3 protein-coding genes are annotated in these 1,294 nt (G+C 29.9%); 2 read left to right on the plus strand and 1 reads right to left on the minus strand.

Annotated features, from left to right (window positions below):
• Both ACRDDY_RS00025 and ACRDDY_RS00030 read left to right on the plus strand, forming a co-directional pair.
• Window positions 1–239: nitroreductase family protein (locus ACRDDY_RS00025; protein ID WP_438562922.1), on the plus strand; the 239-nt coding region annotated here is incomplete at its 5' end.
• A 98-nt stretch (window positions 240–337) separates the two neighbouring features.
• A complete protein-coding gene (locus ACRDDY_RS00030) occupies window positions 338–502 on the plus strand; it encodes a hypothetical protein (protein WP_438562923.1) in 165 nt (54 codons plus the stop codon).
• Window positions 503–592: 90 nt separating this feature from the next.
• On the opposite strand, the gene ACRDDY_RS00035 is transcribed toward ACRDDY_RS00030, so the two are convergent.
• Window positions 593–1,273, minus strand: a complete 681-nt coding sequence (locus ACRDDY_RS00035; RefSeq protein ID WP_438562924.1) for a type 1 glutamine amidotransferase domain-containing protein — start codon at window positions 1,271–1,273, stop codon at window positions 593–595.
• Window positions 1,274–1,294 lie beyond the last annotated feature (21 nt).

The following is a 1,294-nucleotide window of genomic DNA, read 5'->3' on the forward strand; positions in this document are numbered from 1 at the left end:
ATAGAGCAATAGATGGTGGTCTTGCAGCAGCTAAAATGGAATTAATGATTGATGCATTAGGACTTGGTACATACTTTAGTGGTTTCTTAGAAAGAGCAATTGCTATGAATCCAAAATTAAAAGAATTCTTAGGAATAAACGAAAAGGAAGAATTAGTAGGATGTATGGTTGTAGGATATCCTAGAGTTAAATATAAGAGAACTGTTCCAAGAAAAGAAGTAAAAGTAACTAGAATGTAGTAAATTTAAAAAATTCTCTTAAGGCACTTTTTAGAAGTGGCTTAGGAGGATTTTTTTGTTTTATTTAAAATGATAAAATAAGATGGGAGGTGTTTTTTATGAAAAAATGTTTATATTGTGAAAAAGAATTGAAGGATGATTATTATTCAAATAAAGTAGGATATTTTTGTTCGGAAGAGCATTTTGATAAGTATTTAGAAAATCTATCAGATGAAGATTATATACAGGTTCAAAATTCGTTTTGTACATGTAGTGATGATTAGAAATTAAAAAAATTAAGCCTAATAGGAATCCTATTAGGCTTAATTTTTTTTAATGTAGTATATTTTGAAACAATATCTTTGAGACTGTAATTATTTTAATACGTTTAAAACTTCTCTAGCAACAGCAGCACCAGATGCTGGGTTTTGTCCTGTAACTATTCTGTCTTGTGAAACAGCAAATTCAGCCCAGTTTTCTTTAGATACATAGTTTGCACCTCTATTTACAAGTTCAGTTTCAGTTAAGTAAGGAACTAATTTATCTAATCCAACAGCAATTTCTTCACTATTAGAGAATCCAGTAACTTTAACTCCATCAACTAAGTTTTTACCGTTAGATAATTTGATATTTAGTAATCCAGCTAAACCATGACAAACAGCTGAAACTATTCCACCATTTTCATAAATTTTTCTTGAAATATCTTGTAAATTAGTATCATTAGGAAAATCCCAGATAACTCCGTGTCCACCAGTGTAGTAAATTACATCATAATCATCAGGGTTTATTTGATCAGCGGCTATTGTATTTCCTAATTTATTCATGAAGGCTTTATCAGTGTAATATTTCCAATCAGTAGCACCCATAAAATCTTTTTCTAAACTATGTGGATCAATTGGAGTATATCCACCTTTTGGACTTACATAATCAATCTCACAACCTGCTTTTTCCATAACATCTACAAAGTGAACAGCTTCACCAAGCCATAAACCAGTAGGTACTTCAGCATTTTCGTATTTAGATACATTTGTAACAACAACTAATATTTTTTTCATTTGTAACATCTCCTAAAATTT

It is taken from the genome of Clostridium sp., from assembly GCF_051656525.1.
Lineage (GTDB): Bacteria > Bacillota > Clostridia > Clostridiales > Clostridiaceae > Clostridium.